The following is a 16,126-nucleotide window of genomic DNA, read 5'->3' as shown; positions in this document are numbered from 1 at the left end:
TTCCTTGAGAATCTCGCCCAGATGGACCGGGATCAACCGTTAGTAAACAGAAGTCACCTCAGTTCTACAATTAGTAGGGCAATGACTGACGCAGGTTGGCCGCTGCCTGGCCTCCAAACGACGTTGAGAGACTTCCAGGTCGGATAAATATTGTGAGTTGAATCCACTTATTGTTAATGGCTGATCTTATATTGTTCGTAGCTTTCGGGGCCTATTATTTGCTTTTTTCTGCGTTCTTTTCTCGGTTGGCTTTGTCCTTTGCTTCCGCTGCTTTACGGGCCTGTTCTGGAGTTAGTTTGTAAATTTCTGCCATTTCGCGAGGCTCGGAGATGGCCTTGGCTACGATCTTGTTAACCAATAGGAATAGCCTTACAGACACAAAGTCGATGTCTTCTTCCGCCATCTGACTCGGGTGTACTGCGCAGTTGCCCGTTATTCTTACAGTGTCTGCTGCTTGGATGATGCTTGGTGGTAGCTTACCTTCTGTCGCAAGATTTCGTATGTCATCATTAATGTTTTCGCCCGGTTGATTTAGATGTTTACATAGCTTTTGGAGGCTTAGGCGGAGAAGAGCTGCAGAGCCTCTGGGCGAACGGTGTGCGATACTAGCAGCCTCTAGATAGTCTTCTCGTACCTCTTCGGGCATATCGTCGTGCGGAGGAGGAGCGAAACCGTGGTCCGGATAGAGCATGTCACCTTTTGTTGGTACTATGTGGCCAGTACTCGGCAGCGTCTCATGTTCATACACTTTCCACATTGATCGCTTCTTGCATTTTGCACATTCTGCTTCTGCGTATCCAAGTTGGGAGTAACCGACAAGGAATCTCCAGTTCATGTGAGCGAAAGCTGAGCAAAATGGGCAGTTGAATCCGTCAAGGCCCGCCGAGGGTTCGGTGTACTTCATTGCACCATATCCTGGAAATAGAGGTGGTATTTGTCCGTGCTGCAAGAAAAGTCTTGATTTAACAAGCTTTGCATCAGTCAAGGTTGCTAACCTGGCTTGGCCTGGTTATTACTTCTCATCCGACTTGCGGCTTTCTTCAATCTGCCGCTTCAGGCTTTCAGCGAATTCTGGGCTGCTCTTGATCATCTGCAGTCCCCAGAGCAGCGTATCCGACACAATGTCACCCAAAGGCTTTCCGGTCTCCTTGGCCGCCTTCTGCAGCAGCTCAAAGGCGGATCGGTCGATGGTCAGGGGCATGTCTTCACCGCCTGGTTCCTCAAGAATGAGTGTGACGGTTCTAGGCTCAAGAGGCTGGCCCTGCAGCTCATCGACACTCACGCCCAAGGCACAAGCTAGTTTCCCGAGTACAGTCTTCCGCGGTTTGGCCTGGCCAGCCTCGTATCTCGAGATTTGAGAAGGCGAAACGCCGCTTGCGTCACCCAGCTCCTGCTGGGTTAGGTTTTTCTCGCCGCGTAGTCGAATGAGATTGGTCGCGAATTCAGTATTCATAGGGGCCTCGTGAATAGCTCTAGAGTAATACAAACTCACAAAGAGCAAAAATGCGTTTGACAAGGTTGAGAAAAGCAATAAACTCACAAAACGCAAAAAAGGAGGCATCTATGTCAACCCGCAAGATCACCACTGCAGTACGCATGCTGTGCACGATGCGGCAGAAGCTCGAGGCGCGGGCAGCTGAAAACGGGCGCAGCCTGAGCGGCGAGATCGTATTCCGCTTGAGGAAATCCCTGGAGGAGGAAATGCAAGATGGGCAGAAACAGCGGGCATGAAAAAGCCCCGGTCGCGCCAACGGCCAGGGCTTTGGGAATCAACGCAGTCATCGATCAGGAAAACAACGTCATGGGCGATAATAGCACAAACGTAGTCCCTTTCAATTTCGGCAAGCAGCAGGTGCGCACGCTGCTGATCGATGGCGAGCCATGGTTTGCCGCGCAGGATGTTCTCGACTCCTTGGAGTACGCGGAAACCTACAAGCCCTCCCGCGCAATGTCGCACGTACCCGATGCCTGGAAGGGTGTGCATCGGTTGCACACCCCCGGAGGCACCCAGCAAACGCTGATGATTTCCGAGCAAGGCTTGTATTTTGTGCTTGGGCGCTCCGACAAGCCCAAGGCTCTCCCATTCCAGATGTGGCTTGCCGGTGATGTGCTGCCAGCCATCCGCAAGACTGGTGCATATGTAGATCAGCACAGCGCGATGGGCGACCTTGTCGGCGCGGTTATCGGAAGCAGCGGTGAGATTGTGCTGGACCGGGTCATTGACCAGAAGGCTATGGACCTCCCGCGCAGCATGCGCCGGAGCTACCGGCACACGATGAAAAGTAGGTTGCGCAGCCGGTTCAATGTTCAGCGCACTGCCCTCATCCCGGCCGAGTGCCTTTCGGATGCCTGCAACTTCGTGGTGGCCTACGTCTTTGAGGGCGAGCTCCTGCCTAAGCGTGATCAGGTCCAGATCGTCGGAGGTCCACAGAAGCGCTATCTGGTCTCGTTCGACCACATAGGCGAGCAGCGCGTGGAAGAGGTGGCTGACGATGCCTGCGTACTTTCGACGCGCGACCTCATCAAGGGAATGGTCATGTCGCCCGGGGATATTCCAGTCTCGACTCCCGACATGTTCGAGTTCTTGATGGCGGCAGTTGTGAACCTTCGGGGCCGCTTCAACATCGCGCGTAAGGTTGGTTAGTGGTCGCGCCTATGGTGCGATATGGATTTTAGGCGGCATCGAGAGGGCACCTTCGGGTGCCTTTTCTTTTAGCGGCGCTCCTCAGTTTTGCGCTGACACGACGCGATGGTAGATTGCCCTCATCAACAAGGAGGGCACGCATGAAGCGTTTGGCATTGGTCGCGCTGGCCGGGATCGTCCTGGCAGGCTGCGGGAAGAGCGATATCGACCGGGCGCGCGAGGCGGTTGCCGAGCAACTCACTGACCCCTCGTCTGCGCAGTTCAGGAATGAGCGAAGCAAGAAGGATGGCTGGGTGTGTGGCGAGGTGAACTCGAAGAACGCCATGGGCGGCTATGTTGGCTTTAAGCGCTACACCGTCACGTGGATGCCGGATGGCACAAATGTGGTTGCCCTGGAAGGGGAAAATGAAACCTCAGTGGACCGTATAAACTGCGGAATCCAATGAGCAAATGAAGGAACTGGAACCCGCCTCGAGCGGGTTTTTTTACGCCTGGAGGAACCATGAGTCAGGGTGATATTGCGGTTCTCGGCATCAGAGTCGAGTCAGGTGAGGCGGTCTCAGCTGCGGAAGATCTAGATAAGCTAACAACAGCAGGGGAGCGTGCTGGGGCCGCTACAGGCAACGTTGGCCTCCAGGCAAAAAGCTCCGGCGTCTCCATCAAGGATCTCGCATCAAGCACTCAATCAGCAGAGCAGTCCATGGACAGGTACGCCCGCCAGGCACAGGCGGCCGGAATGTCGACTAAGGCATATACCGCCGCCCTGCGCGGTGTACCTGCACAGTTCACCGACATCGTAGTCTCCCTCCAGGGCGGCATGAACCCGTTCACCGTTTTACTACAGCAGGGCGGACAACTGAAAGATATGTTCGGCGGAATCGGGCCAGCGATGCGAGCGTTGGGCGGTTACGCTGTTGGTTTGGTCAACCCATTCACTGTCGCAGGCGCGGCGGCAGCTGGTTTGGGTATTGCCTACTACAAAGGCTCGCAAGAAGCGGACGAGTTTCGGAAGGCTTTGGTACTTAGCGGTAATGCCGCAGGCAGCAATGTCGGGGCGATGGCTGATCTTGCAAGACAGATCAGCACTACTGTGGGCACGACAGGTGCAGCCGCGGATGCTTTGGCGCAGGTAGCGAACAGCGGAAAAATTGCTGGTGACAGCTTCGGTGTAGTCACTACTGCCGCTTTGCAGATGAAAGATGCGACTGGTCGCGCGGTAGAGGAAACGATTGCCGATTTTGTGAAGATCGGCAAAGACCCAGTTGCTGCCGCGCGAGAGCTGAACGATCAATACAATTTCCTCACGGCCAGCACATACGCCCAGATCCAAGCGCTCAAGGATCAGGGGGACACTGTCGGCGCAGCCAAGCTCTTGACTGACACCTACGCCCAGACCATCGATACAAGATCGAAAGAGATTGTTGAGAATCTTGGGTGGATTGAGAAAGCTTGGCGCGGAGTATGGGGTGCAACTAAATCCGCCGGTGACGCCGCTGTTAACTTCGGCCGAACTCAGGGAATTGCCGGCCAGCTGTCGGATGCCCAGAAGGAACTGGCCGAGATCGATAAGCGCATGCAGAACCCAATCGCTGCGCGCAGCAAACAGAACCAAGATGCGCGGGAGGTAGCCCAGAGCCGCATCAATGCTTTGCAGGACCAGTTAAAAACGCAGCTAGCCATCGACCAGGCTCAGGAAAATTATCGGCTGCGCCAGCGCGAATCCGTCCTTTCTCAGGAAACGCTTAATGGCCAGTTACGGACGACCGCAAGCAATCAAGACAAGCTGGCGGCCCGCCTCAAGGAAATCAACGAACTCGCCAAGAAGTCTGCCGCTGGCGACGGTGGTCGTGTGTACACCGAGGCAGAGCTGAACCAACTTCGCGATGCCGCCCGAGAGCAGTACAAGGACAAGCCAGGCCCGAAAGGACCTGCCTACCGCGAAGACGCCGGCACCAAGGCCCTCGACCAGGCTCGCCAGCACTACTCGGTGCTCCAGCAGCAGAACGGCCTCATCGGTGTCCAGATGGGGCAGATGCAGAAGCTGGGCGAAGCTGGCCAAGTCCTGGTGCGCTGGGAGCAGCAGCTGGCCGACATCAAGGAAAAGAAGATCCTGACTGTCGAGCAGAGGTCATTGCTAGCCAACCAGCAGCAGATCACCAATCAGCTCAAGAAGAACGCCGAGCTGGAAAAGGAGATGCAGCTGCGAAAGGTGGCCACGGAGGAGGCGCAGAGGCTCGCAGCCTTCCAGGCCAACCTGAACAGCCAATTGCAGAGGTCCTCCGTAGGGCTGAACAACAGCCTGGCCGGTGCGGGCTTGGGAGACCAGGCACGACAGCGCATTGAAGAACGGTTCAGCATCGAGCAGCAGTACCAGCAGCAAATGGACAACTTGTTGCAGCAGCGCAACGAGGGGCGGATCAGCGAAGAGCTTTACCAGAAGCAAAACGCGGCGCTGCAGAACGCTTTGGATCAACGCCTGGCTATGCAGGAGCAATACTACCTCCGTGTCGACGAGCAGCAATCCGACTGGTCGCTTGGCGCAAGGGCGGCGTTCAACACCTACCTTGAGCAAGCGCGCAACGTCGCTGGGCAGACGAGAAGCCTATTCACCAACGCCTTCTCCAGCATGGAAGACTCGGTCGTCACCTTCGTGAAGACCGGGAAGCTGTCCTTCAAGGACTTCGCCGATGGGGTCATCGAGGATCTGATCCGCATCCAGGTGAGGCAAGCTGCTGTTGGGTTCTTGGGCAATGCGTTTGGTTTTATGACCGGCGGTACTCAGGCGCTCGGGCAGGGCACAATGACAGGCTTCAGTGAGCCGCTGAGGCAGCTTTCCACTGGCGGCTATACGGGTGATGGCGGCAAGTTCGAGCCGAAGGGAGTTGTGCACGGCGGTGAATTCGTCCTCCGCAAGGAGGTAGTGGCTCAGCCAGGCATGCGCAACTACCTGGAGGGGCTGAACGTCAGGGGTTACGCCTCCGGCGGTTTCGTGACGCCGCGGATAGCCTCGACCGCTACGCAAATGGCTGCTAGCCAACCCGAGGCGTCGACCAGTTCGGCGCCGGGGATCGTTCAGCACATCAGCGTCCAAGGTACTGCAGACGACGCCACCCTGGCCCGAATCCAGCAGGCCGCACAGAAGGGCGCGCAGGATGGCTACAACTTGGTGCTGCGCGACCTCAAGATGAACGGGCCGGCGCGCCAGCTTATCGCCCGAAACCGATAGCAAGAAGGAGTACTGCATGGCTATCCAATGGCCGGCATCGCTGCGCCCGTCTGAAATGACGTGGGGCTTAGTCAACAACAGCCGCGCCTTCACATCGACCCTCTCGAACGCCCAGCAGATCGTTGGGCAGCCGGGCGCCTATTGGCAATGCACCATTACGTTCGGGTTGCTCACGCGCAAGCAGGAGCGGCAGCTGTCTTCGCTCCTGGGCGAACTGGATGGGATGTTCGGCACGGTCAACGTGCCGGCATTTACTCGGCGCCGCGGTAACAGTGTGGGGGCGCTGAAGGTCGTCAGTGGCCCGTCGCAGTCCCGCTCTATCCAGGTCGGCGGCGCCATTCCAAACGCTCAGATGTTTTCGGTCGGGGATTACATGACGATCGCCGGCGAGATGTTCGAAGTCATCAAGCCGGCCGTGACCAACGCCCAGGGACAGGCTGTGGTGCAGGTGAACAAGCGCATTCGCCAAACCTTGGCGGTTGGTTCGGCCATCGAATACCTCAACCCGTATTCCGAAATGCGCATGACCCAGGACACCTGGAGCATGACCGTGCGCCAGACCGTGTCGAACGGCAGCTACCAGTTCAGGGAGGCCTTCTGATGCCCTCGACATTCCCGTTCAGCCAGAGCGTGGTCGACATCATCGCCACGGGCAAATTCTTGAGCGTGTACGCCTGTCAGCTCGATTTCGAGGATGGCCCGGTCTACGCGCACACCGGCACCGGTGACCTGGTGATCGGCGGTATCACGTATCTGGGGGTAGGGCAGTTCGGCGAGGTAGGGCAGTCGCAGGAGAGCGACAACTCGAACTCGCCCATGTCGATCGACTTAGCGCTCACCGGCCTGGACAGCTACATCATCACCGAGACCAACATCCGGGGCTGCCGCGGGCGCTCTGGCAAGCTGATGTTTGTGGTGTTCGACGAGCAGGGCAACTACGCCGCCGACATCCTGTTCTCCGGCCGCATGGACGCCGCCACCTTTTCCTACGCCGGCAACGGCGAGGACGGAAACAAGATCACCGTCCCGATCGTTGACCGGATGGCCGAGTGGAGCCGCACCGGTACCGAACGCTTTACCGACGAGAACCACCGGGCCCGGCACCAGGGTGACCGGTTCTTCTACGCCATCGCTCAAATGTCCGAATGGCCCATCTACTGGGGCTCCAAGAAGGACGCCCCGACGTTCACCTACGAGAAATAGGCATGCGCTACCGAGACTGGACTACACGCCTCAGCGAAGTGATCAAGGCCGCCTCAGAGCGGCCTTTTTCATGGGGAGAATTTGATTGCTGCCTGTTCGCTGCGGACTGTGCGGCTGCGGTATGCGGTACCGACCCTGCACAGGCCTATCGCGGTACCTATAAGACCGAGGCTGGGGCCAAACGAGCGCTGAAGAAAAACCACGGCAGCCTCGAGGCTGCATGGGATGCCTGCTTCACCCGGGTGGCTCCTGCTTATATCCAGCGCGGTGACGTGGCGATGTATGAGGCGCCGGGCGGTAAATCCATGGCGGTCTTCTGGGCCAATGAATTCTGGGCAACCACTGACGACGGGGTGACCCGCGTGTTGTGCGACCCACTTGCAGTCTGGAGAATCGAATAATGTCCGGTGGCGTCAAGAAGATTGCGCAGGTAGCTGTTGGTGCGGTGATTGGCTTCATCCAGGGCGGCCCGGTGGGGGCGGCTATCGGTGCTGGCATGGCGTTCTACATGGCCGAGCAGCAGGAAAAGCTCAATACCAAGTCGCCTCTGCGAGACAACGAGCCTTCGGCGCAGACGGTCCGTTCCTCCAAGGCACCGGCGCGTTTCATCCTAGGCCGCGTCAGCACCGGTGGCGTGCTGGTGTGGGCGCAGGAGCAGGTTGGTGACCAGACCGATGGTGAGTGGCTGCACTTGGTGTACGTGCTCTGCGAGGGCCCCATCGAAGCCCTGGAGAACATCTACCTGGGTGAGGAGGAGATCGCCACCTACGGCGAGCACGCTTCCTATGAGCTGATCGTCAATCCGACCCAAGTAAACGCTTTCCTCAAGGCCAACTGTCCGGACTGGAAGGACGAGCAGATTGGTCGTGGCCTGTCGTTCGTGCGCCTGTCGCTCAAGTACAGTGCCGAGAAGTTCCCGTCTGGCATTCCAGACGCGCGCTTCATCGTGCGCGGGCGGAACGATATCTACGACCCGCGCACCGGCATGGCCGTTTACACGGAAAACACCGCGCTGCATATCCTGTGGTTCCTTCGTAACCGCTGCGGCGTGCCGGATGACGAGATTGTGTTTGAGACCTTTGCCAGTGGCGCGAACGTCTGCGATGAGTCGGTGGTCAACCCGGACGGCACCACCAGCCCGCGTTATCACAGCAGCTGCGTAATCGGCGCAGACGAGCAACGAACAAACGTCCTTCAGAAACTCGAAACCGCGTGTGGCGGCCGCACGATCCGCGTGGGCGGCCGTTGGATGTTCCAGGCCGGGGCCTATTACGGGCCGTACGACTTTGAAATCACCGAGGACATGGTCGTTGGCACCATTACTGGCAGCACTGAGCCGACCAATGACGCGGCCATCAATACGGTTCGCGGTACGTTCATCGACACCGCCCAGTCGTGGACCGAAACCGACTACCCGGAGGTGAGCATTGCTCAGTGGGTTGTTGAAGACGGCGGCGAGGCTGCGGAAACCCTGTCATTCTCTTACGTTACCGACGCCTATCAGGCCCAGCGTCTGGCCAACATCGAGCTGCGCCGGAGGCGCGCGGGCGGCACCATCAGCGTGCCGATGAACTTCCTTGGCTACAACTGCCGCCCAGGCCGTGCCGTGCGGGTAAATCTGCCGTCGCTGAATATCTTGGGTGAGTTCATCGTCACCAACTGGAGCATGGGCGCCAACGAAGGCTGCACTGCCCAGCTGCAGCAGTATGAAGCAGCCCAGTTCGATGATGCCGTAGGGCAACCGTATAATCCGATCGGCTTCATCAGTATGCCGACCGGGGGGCTGGGCAGTCCTACCAATGTGGCCTGGACGCCTGCCGAAACTGCAGAGGTGAGCCAGGGGGTGCTGAGCTGGGTGCAGCCTGCTGGGATCGTCACCGGCTATGCCGTAACCGTCCGCCAGGGCGGCACCGCAGTGCAGGCCCAGCAGGTGCCCGAGACCACGCTGCAGCTGCCTATTGCTGGCCTGTCGTCGGGCAATTACACCATGAGCGTGGCCGCTCTGGGCCCGCTGACCCGCTCCGGCGAGGCCAGCATTACGGTCAGCATCGACGGCCCTCCGATCCCTGAGTCATGCGTGGTGCAGTCCACCATCGACACCATCACGCTGATCCCCGGCAACACGCTGCATGGCCTGAACGGTGGCACCTACGAGTACTTCTTCTCGACCAACCCTCAGGCAACGCAAGGCGAGTATCTGGGGCAAGGCCTGACCCTGACTCACACCGGGTTGGCATTTGCGACTAACTATGCCTACTTCGTTCGTTCGAAGAACGCCTATGGTGTGAGCGCATTCCTGAAGGTGGTCGCTTCCACGTCGACGAGCGTGGACAACATGTTGGATGCGTTGAAGGACAAAATTGAGAACGGCCAGCTTGCCCCGGCGGTGCGGGAAGAAATCGCCCTGATCTCCGGGCCGCCCGACCTTCCGGGGTCGGTCAACAACCGTCTGGAAGAGCTGGACGAGCAGGTCACCGAGATCACCGACCAACTGGGCGTTGCGGTCACGCAGGTTCAATCCAACCTAGACACCGCCACCCAGCAGGCTCAGCAGAATCTGGTGACCGCTAAGCAACAGCTGCAGGAGCAGATTGACACCGTCAGTGCTGCGGCGGGCGCCTTGCCCTACAACAAGGATAAGACCTACACCTCGGGTCAGGTTGTGCTAGGCGCCGACGGCAAGCTGTATCAAGCAAACCAGGCCGTGCCGGTAAACACCACGCCGCCAAATGCCACATACTGGACCGACATTGGCCAGGCCGTGCAGACAGCGAATGGCCTTGCCGTCCGGATGACCACGGTGGAGACCAAGGTCACCGAGCAGGACGGGAAGCTGACGGCTCAATCCACCCGCATCGACGGCGTGCAATCTAGCCTGACGACCACCAACCAGAATGTGACCGCTGCACAGCAGGCCGCGCAGGACGCAGCGACCTTGGCAGGAGGGAAGGGCAAGGTCATCGTGCAGTCCGCTGCGCCTGCTGTGGCTGACCGCCTGGCACAGAACCTGTGGATCGATACCACCGGCAACGCCAACACGCCTAAGCGCTGGAGTGGTACGGCATGGATGGCCGTCACCGACAAGGTGGCCACTGATGCCACGGCTGCGGCAGCGAATGCGTTGTCTGTCGCCCAGACCAAGGCCGACGCAACCGTTGTCTCGCAGTTGGGCAGCGCCGTGACTCAGCAGGGCGACACGATTACGGCACAGGGCCAGGAGATCACCGGCGTTCAGTCGAGCCTGGTCACTACCAACCAGAACGTCACCGCAGCGCAGCAGGCTGCCCAGGATGCGGCGACTCTTGCCGGCGGCAAAGGCAAGGTAATCGTTCAGTCGGCAGCGCCTGCTGTAGCTGATCGCCTGGCGCAGAACCTTTGGATCGACACCACCAATAATGCCAACACGCCAAAACGGTGGACTGGCAGCGCCTGGGCGGCGGTAACTGACAAGGTTGCAACGGATGCGGCAGCGGCAGCGGCTAACGCTTTATCCGTGGCGCAGACCAAGGCCGACGCTTCGGCGGTGAGCAACCTGACGAACCGGGTAACCGAGGCGGAGGGGGTAATTTCGGCTCAAGGCCAGGCCATCACTGGCGTGCAAGCGAGCCTCACCACCACCAATCAAAACGTCACGACGGCGCAGCAGGCGGCTCAGGCCGCTGCTGACCTAGCGGGCGGTAAAGGCAAGGTCATGTATCAGACGGCAGCGCCCGCGGTGGCTGATCGTCTGGCACAAAACCTATGGATCGACACCGCCAACGGAGCCAATACGCCAAAGCGGTGGAGTGGTTCAGCCTGGTTGGCGGTAACGGACAAAGTTGCCTCGGATGCGGCGGCTGCGGCGGCCAATGCTCTGGCCGTGGCCCAGACCAAGGCTGACGCAACCGCTGTAAACAACCTGGGTACCCGGGTAACCAGCGCTGAAGGCAAGATTGAAGCACAGGGAACCGCGCTGACTAATGTGCAGGCATCGGTAGGCAACATCGCGGGCAACGGGATCAACCTGGTGCCCGCCGAATACGCTGTGTTTGGCCCGGCAGTTCCCGCGCTGGTGATGGGTGGAGGGCAGTCAGCCACGGTTGAGGCTGATCCGCACGGGTTCAGCGGCTATGTCCTGCGCCTGCTTCAGAGCTCCGGTACCGGCACCACCTACTTTGCGCCGAGCAATATCTACTCGGGGGCAAACATCGCCCTTAAGAACAAGAAGTACATCCTGGCTTGGGACGCCAAAAGTACTTCAGGGGCCAAGCAGATGCAGGTCAGCCTACGGACTATTGATGCCGACGGTGCTGTTAGGTTCGCACCTGGGCAGGATGTCGCCATTACCGATCAGTGGGGCCGGTACAGCGTCGTGTTTGACCTGACCAGCGCCGCTTTCGTAGCTGATCGGATGGTGGTGTGCATATCTGCGTCGCCCAACCCGAAGGATGGGATAGCGGTGCTGATAGACCGCATCATGCTCGAGGAGCAGGTCGGGGCCGGCACAACCCCATCGACCTTCAACATTGGCAACAGTGCTGGTCAGGTCGGCGCCTTAGCCAACTCGGTCAACCAGCTCGATGCCCGAGTGGTTCAGACGGAAACGGGCCTGACCTCACAAGGAATCGCACTGACTGGCCTGCAAAACAGCCTGACTACGACTAATCAGAACGTCACTGCTGCCCAACAAGCAGCACAGGCGGCGTCCGATCTTGCGGGTGGGAAGGGTAAGGTGATGTATCAGTCCACGGCCCCGGCAGTAGTGGATCGCCTGCCGCAGAACCTCTGGATCGATACAACCGGTAACGCGAACACGCCGAAACGCTGGAGCGGAACTGCATGGGTGGCGGTTACCGACAAGGTGGCCACCGATGCAGCTTCGGCGGCAGCCAGTGCGCTGTCCCAAGTGGCGACGAAGGCTGATGCCTCGACTGTACAACAGTTGAGCAACACCGTTTCACAGCAGGGCCAGACGGTGACCGCCCAAGGACAGGCGATCACCAGCATCCAGACCTCGGTCGGCAATTTCTCGCAAGAGAACCTGCTTCGTAACCCGGACTTCAATGCGGCCGGCGACCTGGTGATCAACAGCACTTCGGTGATCACCATGAGCTACCACAACCGCAGCGATTCGGGCGTCCCGGTCGGCGCACCAGCCGAACGACTGCTGTGCATGTCCAAGATTGGCGAGTCGGCAGGGTGGGGCGGTCAGGCGCTGGTCTTCCGCAATGGCAGTGTTCAGGTGCCTGTCCAGCCCGGCGAAGTCATCAATCTGGAATGCCAGATGTTCTGCGAGAGCCCAGTGCAGGGGGCGGGAAGGCTGGCTTTAACCTTCTGGGTTGGGGAGACTGGCAGTGAATCGGTTGGCGGCAATATTCGGGTGGTGGGGTATGACGCGGCCTTGGGTGGCTGGCAGAAACTCACGGTGCAGCGCACTGTTCCCGAAACCGTGGGGCGGATGTCGTTGTACTTGGTCCCGGACGGCTTGGCTCCGGTTGGCTTTAAGATGTGGATTGCCAATCTGAAGATCGCCCGACAGAACGCGGGTGAGGCGGCCCTGGCCTCGGCCACTCAAGCGCTTGACTCAAGGGTATTGCAGACCGAATCCGGACTGACATCACAAGGGTCGGCCATTACAAACCTGACGAACAGTCTGTCTACCACCAACCAGAACGTCACCGCGGCGCAACAGGCGGCGCAAGCTGCTTCGGACCTGGCGGGGGGTAAGGGCAAGGTGATCATCCAGAGCGCGACGCCGGCCACGGCTGACCGCCTGGCCCAAAACCTCTGGATCGATACCACGGGCAACGCCAACACACCCAAGCGGTGGAGCGGTAGCGCTTGGGTAGCGGTGACGGACAAGGTGGCAACGGACGCCGCCACTGCCGCCGCGAGCGCACTGAGCCAGGTTGCCACCAAGGCAGATGCATCAACGGTGCAGGCTCTGACCAATACGGTCACTCAGCAAGGTTCAGCCATCACTGCGCAAGGCAGCGAGATCACCAACATCAAAGCCTCGGTAGGCGTAGTTTCGGCTGAAAATTTGGTGTTCAACCCGACCTTCGCAGATGGGCCCGTGTTCTCAGGCTCGCCAGGTTTCAGCGTACTGGCGCGTAATGATGCCTCGGTGCCTGCTGGCGCTCCGTCGCCCCGGGTGGTGAAGTGGCCTGTGGCAACGACCACCGGCAACAACTACCTAGGCTTCCAGAGCGCTCTCAACGTCCGGCCTCCCGAGAATGCGGTGACTTCGCAAATATCGGTTGCGGGCGGCGAGGTCTATGACTTCGAGCTGTATGCCTACAGCTCGGTGGCGCGTCAGCATGGGTTGTGGATTCAGTTCTACGATCTAGATGGCACAAGCGTGGGTCACAACTGGGTGGTTGCAGCAGGTGACGGGGTTCGCCCCACAAACGTTGCACAGACCTGGACGAAGCTGACTGGGCAGGCCACCGTTCCGGCTGGTTGCGTGCGCATGGCGATGACTTTCCGCGTGTCGGTGGGGGAGGCCACCGATGTATTCCTGTCGTCGCCGATCGCTCGCAAGCGCGCCGGTCAGGACAATGCCCAGGCGAGCGCACTGCAGTCGGTCGATGCCCGTGTTTCGGTAACTGAGGGCGCGGTCTCCAGCCAGGGATCAGCTATCACCCAGTTGAACAACGCCGTGGCGGGCAAGGCAGACAACAGCGCACTGCAGAGCCTGCAGGGAACCGTGACCCAGCAGGGCAACACCCTGAGTTCGCAGGGGCAGGCAGTCACTCAGCTCCAGAGCTCCATCAGCGGCATTGGGGGCAGCGGTTCCAATCTGCTGGCGGATGACTACAGCTGGCTGACTTCTACCTCGCTGCCAGCCACGGCGGTGGGCAGCGGCGTGACGCGGGAGGGGGTAGCGGTACCGGAGGCCGATTCCGGTTTTGGTTACCTGGCCGGGAGCAGTACCAACAGCTTCCTGATGTTGAGCCCGACCAACAACCTGGCCGGCTGGAACGTGCGGATAGAGCCGGGCGTATACCTCGTGTCGATGTACATTCAGTGCAGCGCTGCCACCAACGGGCGCATCTCGCTGTACAACGGCACGCATCGGTATGGGCCGACGCTTGCGCTGCCGACGACGCGGACCCGTGTGACATTCCCGGTCACCGTCACGGACAGCGCAAAGGTTGGCATCACCATCTACTTCAACATGAGCGCTGTTTCCGGGCTCACGGCCATCATCGATTCGGTGATGATCGAGAAGCGGGTGGGAGAGAGCAACACGCCCTCGCCGTTCGTGGCAGGCCCTTCCGCACGGGCGGTGAGCGGTCAGGCCACGGCCATCAGCCAACTGAATACCACGGTGAACCAGCAAGGGACGGCGATTACCGCTCAGGCCAGCCGTCTGGATGGTCTGTACGTCCAGGTGAATCCGGAAATGGAGGGCGACAGCACCGGCCTGGCGGGCGCGGCTGGTGGCCTGGTCGGTGTCTGGACGGAGCAGTCCGCTCGGATTGAGGACGGCGTTGCCATGGGCAAGCGGGTGGACACGGTCCAGTCGCAAGTGGGTGATGTCAGCGCCTCTGTGCAGCAGGTCAGCGAAACTATTGCGGGAGTTGACGGTAAGGTTTCCGCGATGACCACCATCAAGGCGGAAACCCTCTCCGGTGGACGTCGAGTGATGGCCGGTTTGGCACTGGGGAGCGATGGGGAAACTGCCGAGATTTTGGCCTATGCACAACGCTTCGCGATTGTGGATGAGTCATCTGGCCAGATGACGCTTCCGTTCGTGGTATCAAACGGTCAGGTATTCATCAACCAGGCGGTGATCAATCAGGCCTTCATCCAGAACCTGGTCCTCGGCATGACGCTGAGGTCTCAGGCGGTCAACTCTCAGGGCCTGCCGCTCATTGAAATCAACTTGGTGACAGGTGCCTTTACCGTGCGCGGACAGGACGGCAACGGATCCACGCTGCTGAACAACGGCGGCCTGTACGTCTATGACGCCAACGGTATCGAGCGTACGGCGGTAGGGAGGCTTACCTGATGGCTGATCTTTACGGGCTCCGGACGCGGGATGCGTCCGGGGTCATTACCCTAGACACCACAATCACCTCGGTGCGATCGCTCAAGATGATGCAGGTGACCGGCAACGGTGAATTCGACCAATACATCTCGATCCCCGAGATTCAGGCGCAATCGTTCGTGGTCGTGGACGCGTTGTATGACGGCGGCGAGAACACCACCAGCCCTCAGGCTTGGTTCTCGACGGGGCAGTTGCAGCTGCGGCAGCCCTACGGGCGCACTTGGCAAGTGATGATTCTCTCGCTGGGTGGTGAGCCGTTCGCCGCACCGGGCTCTTATGGCATCCGCGCCTTGAACAATAACATTCGAACGCAGATCGACTCGGTTAACCAGGTGTTGACGGTTCGCTACAACGGAAGATTCAACATTGGTTTCCAAGGACCGGGGAGCGGAAGCCAGATCCAGTGGGCTGATGTGAATTTCGCTGCGCCTATCACTACGTACGAGAGGCCATTAGTCTTTCTGAACGCTGACAACTACATGATGGTGGGGAATTTTTCGGTGAAGGGTAGCCCCGGGAACTGGACGGGGTTCAGGTTGAAAGCCTGGAACAACCAAGTGGCGCATGGGGAAACTGCACTCTATCCGATGATGATCAATTGGTATTGCGCGAGCTACCTGACGCCAGCCACGCCACCGGGAGAGTTTGGGGCATCGGTCCGGAACAGTGCAGGTAGCAGAACCTTTGTCACCACCGCCAACCTTGCTCTTCTCAACGGTCAGCCGGCCTCCAGTTCATTCGTTCAAGCGGGCGACCCGATTGTGGGGGGAGCCTATTACTCGCCAAGTCAGCAGATGCCCTGGACAGGGAGCTATCAGGACTATGTTCTGGCCAATGCTTTGTTTTCTGTAACGAACATCGGGCAGACAACCCAGCCACTGCGCGCAAATTACGGCGGATTCCTGCCTGGCAATCGCTCCGTCTTGCAGATGTACTGCGATAACGGATCAGGTATCAACCCGCTTACAGCAAACGGCCGGACATTGTTCGCTTCGCGTCCGATGAAGCCTCTTTAAGG

11 protein-coding genes are annotated in these 16,126 nt (G+C 59.4%); 9 read left to right on the top strand and 2 right to left on the bottom strand.

The annotated features are described in order from the left end of the window. Positions 1-214: 214 nt before the first annotated feature. On the bottom strand, positions 215-904 hold the full coding sequence (locus C4Q27_RS29600) for a DUF4145 domain-containing protein (protein WP_104886269.1): 690 nt from the start codon (positions 902-904) through the stop codon (positions 215-217). Between the two features lie 108 nt (positions 905-1,012). Then, positions 1,013-1,453, bottom strand: a complete 441-nt coding sequence (locus C4Q27_RS00810) for a helix-turn-helix domain-containing protein (RefSeq protein WP_158666111.1) — start codon at positions 1,451-1,453, stop codon at positions 1,013-1,015. A 110-nt stretch (positions 1,454-1,563) separates the two neighbouring features. On the opposite strand from C4Q27_RS00810, the gene C4Q27_RS00805 reads away from it, so the two are divergent. From C4Q27_RS00805 to C4Q27_RS00760, 9 genes are all read left to right on the top strand, one after another. After that, on the top strand, positions 1,564-1,731 hold the full coding sequence (locus tag C4Q27_RS00805) for an Arc family DNA-binding protein (RefSeq protein ID WP_104886267.1): 168 nt from the start codon (positions 1,564-1,566) through the stop codon (positions 1,729-1,731). Continuing rightward, positions 1,709-2,644 (top strand): BRO family protein, encoded by a 936-nt coding sequence (locus C4Q27_RS00800; protein ID WP_256599926.1) that lies wholly within the window; start codon positions 1,709-1,711, stop codon positions 2,642-2,644. The genes C4Q27_RS00805 and C4Q27_RS00800 overlap by 23 nt, the downstream gene beginning before the upstream one ends. Before the next feature lie 140 nt (positions 2,645-2,784). Then, positions 2,785-3,090 (top strand): hypothetical protein, encoded by a 306-nt coding sequence (locus C4Q27_RS00795; RefSeq protein WP_104886266.1) that lies wholly within the window; start codon positions 2,785-2,787, stop codon positions 3,088-3,090. A 56-nt stretch (positions 3,091-3,146) separates the two neighbouring features. After that, on the top strand, positions 3,147-5,870 hold the full coding sequence (locus C4Q27_RS00790) for a phage tail tape measure protein (RefSeq protein WP_104886265.1): 2,724 nt from the start codon (positions 3,147-3,149) through the stop codon (positions 5,868-5,870). Between the two features lie 16 nt (positions 5,871-5,886). Then, entirely contained in the window at positions 5,887-6,471 is a 585-nt protein-coding gene (locus C4Q27_RS00785; protein WP_104886264.1) for a hypothetical protein, read from the top strand. Further along, a complete protein-coding gene (locus C4Q27_RS00780) occupies positions 6,471-7,073 on the top strand; it encodes a hypothetical protein (protein WP_096010339.1) in 603 nt (200 codons plus the stop codon). Before C4Q27_RS00785 ends, C4Q27_RS00780 begins: the two co-directional genes overlap by 1 nt. Positions 7,074-7,075: 2 nt before the next feature. Then, the gene (locus C4Q27_RS00775; protein ID WP_104886263.1) at positions 7,076-7,474 is read left to right on the top strand and encodes a hypothetical protein; all 399 of its coding nucleotides are present in this window, start codon (positions 7,076-7,078) and stop codon (positions 7,472-7,474) included. Beyond that, on the top strand, positions 7,474-15,069 hold the full coding sequence (locus tag C4Q27_RS29595; protein ID WP_256599924.1) for a DUF1983 domain-containing protein: 7,596 nt from the start codon (positions 7,474-7,476) through the stop codon (positions 15,067-15,069). The genes C4Q27_RS00775 and C4Q27_RS29595 overlap by 1 nt, the downstream gene beginning before the upstream one ends. Next, a complete protein-coding gene (locus C4Q27_RS00760) occupies positions 15,069-16,124 on the top strand; it encodes a hypothetical protein (protein ID WP_104886262.1) in 1,056 nt (351 codons plus the stop codon). The genes C4Q27_RS29595 and C4Q27_RS00760 overlap by 1 nt, the downstream gene beginning before the upstream one ends. Positions 16,125-16,126 lie beyond the last annotated feature (2 nt).

Origin of the sequence: Pseudomonas sp. SWI36 (genome assembly GCF_002948105.1) — a bacterium.
Lineage (GTDB): Bacteria > Pseudomonadota > Gammaproteobacteria > Pseudomonadales > Pseudomonadaceae > Aquipseudomonas > Aquipseudomonas alloputida.
This window is presented reverse-complemented; position numbering and strand designations above follow the sequence as displayed.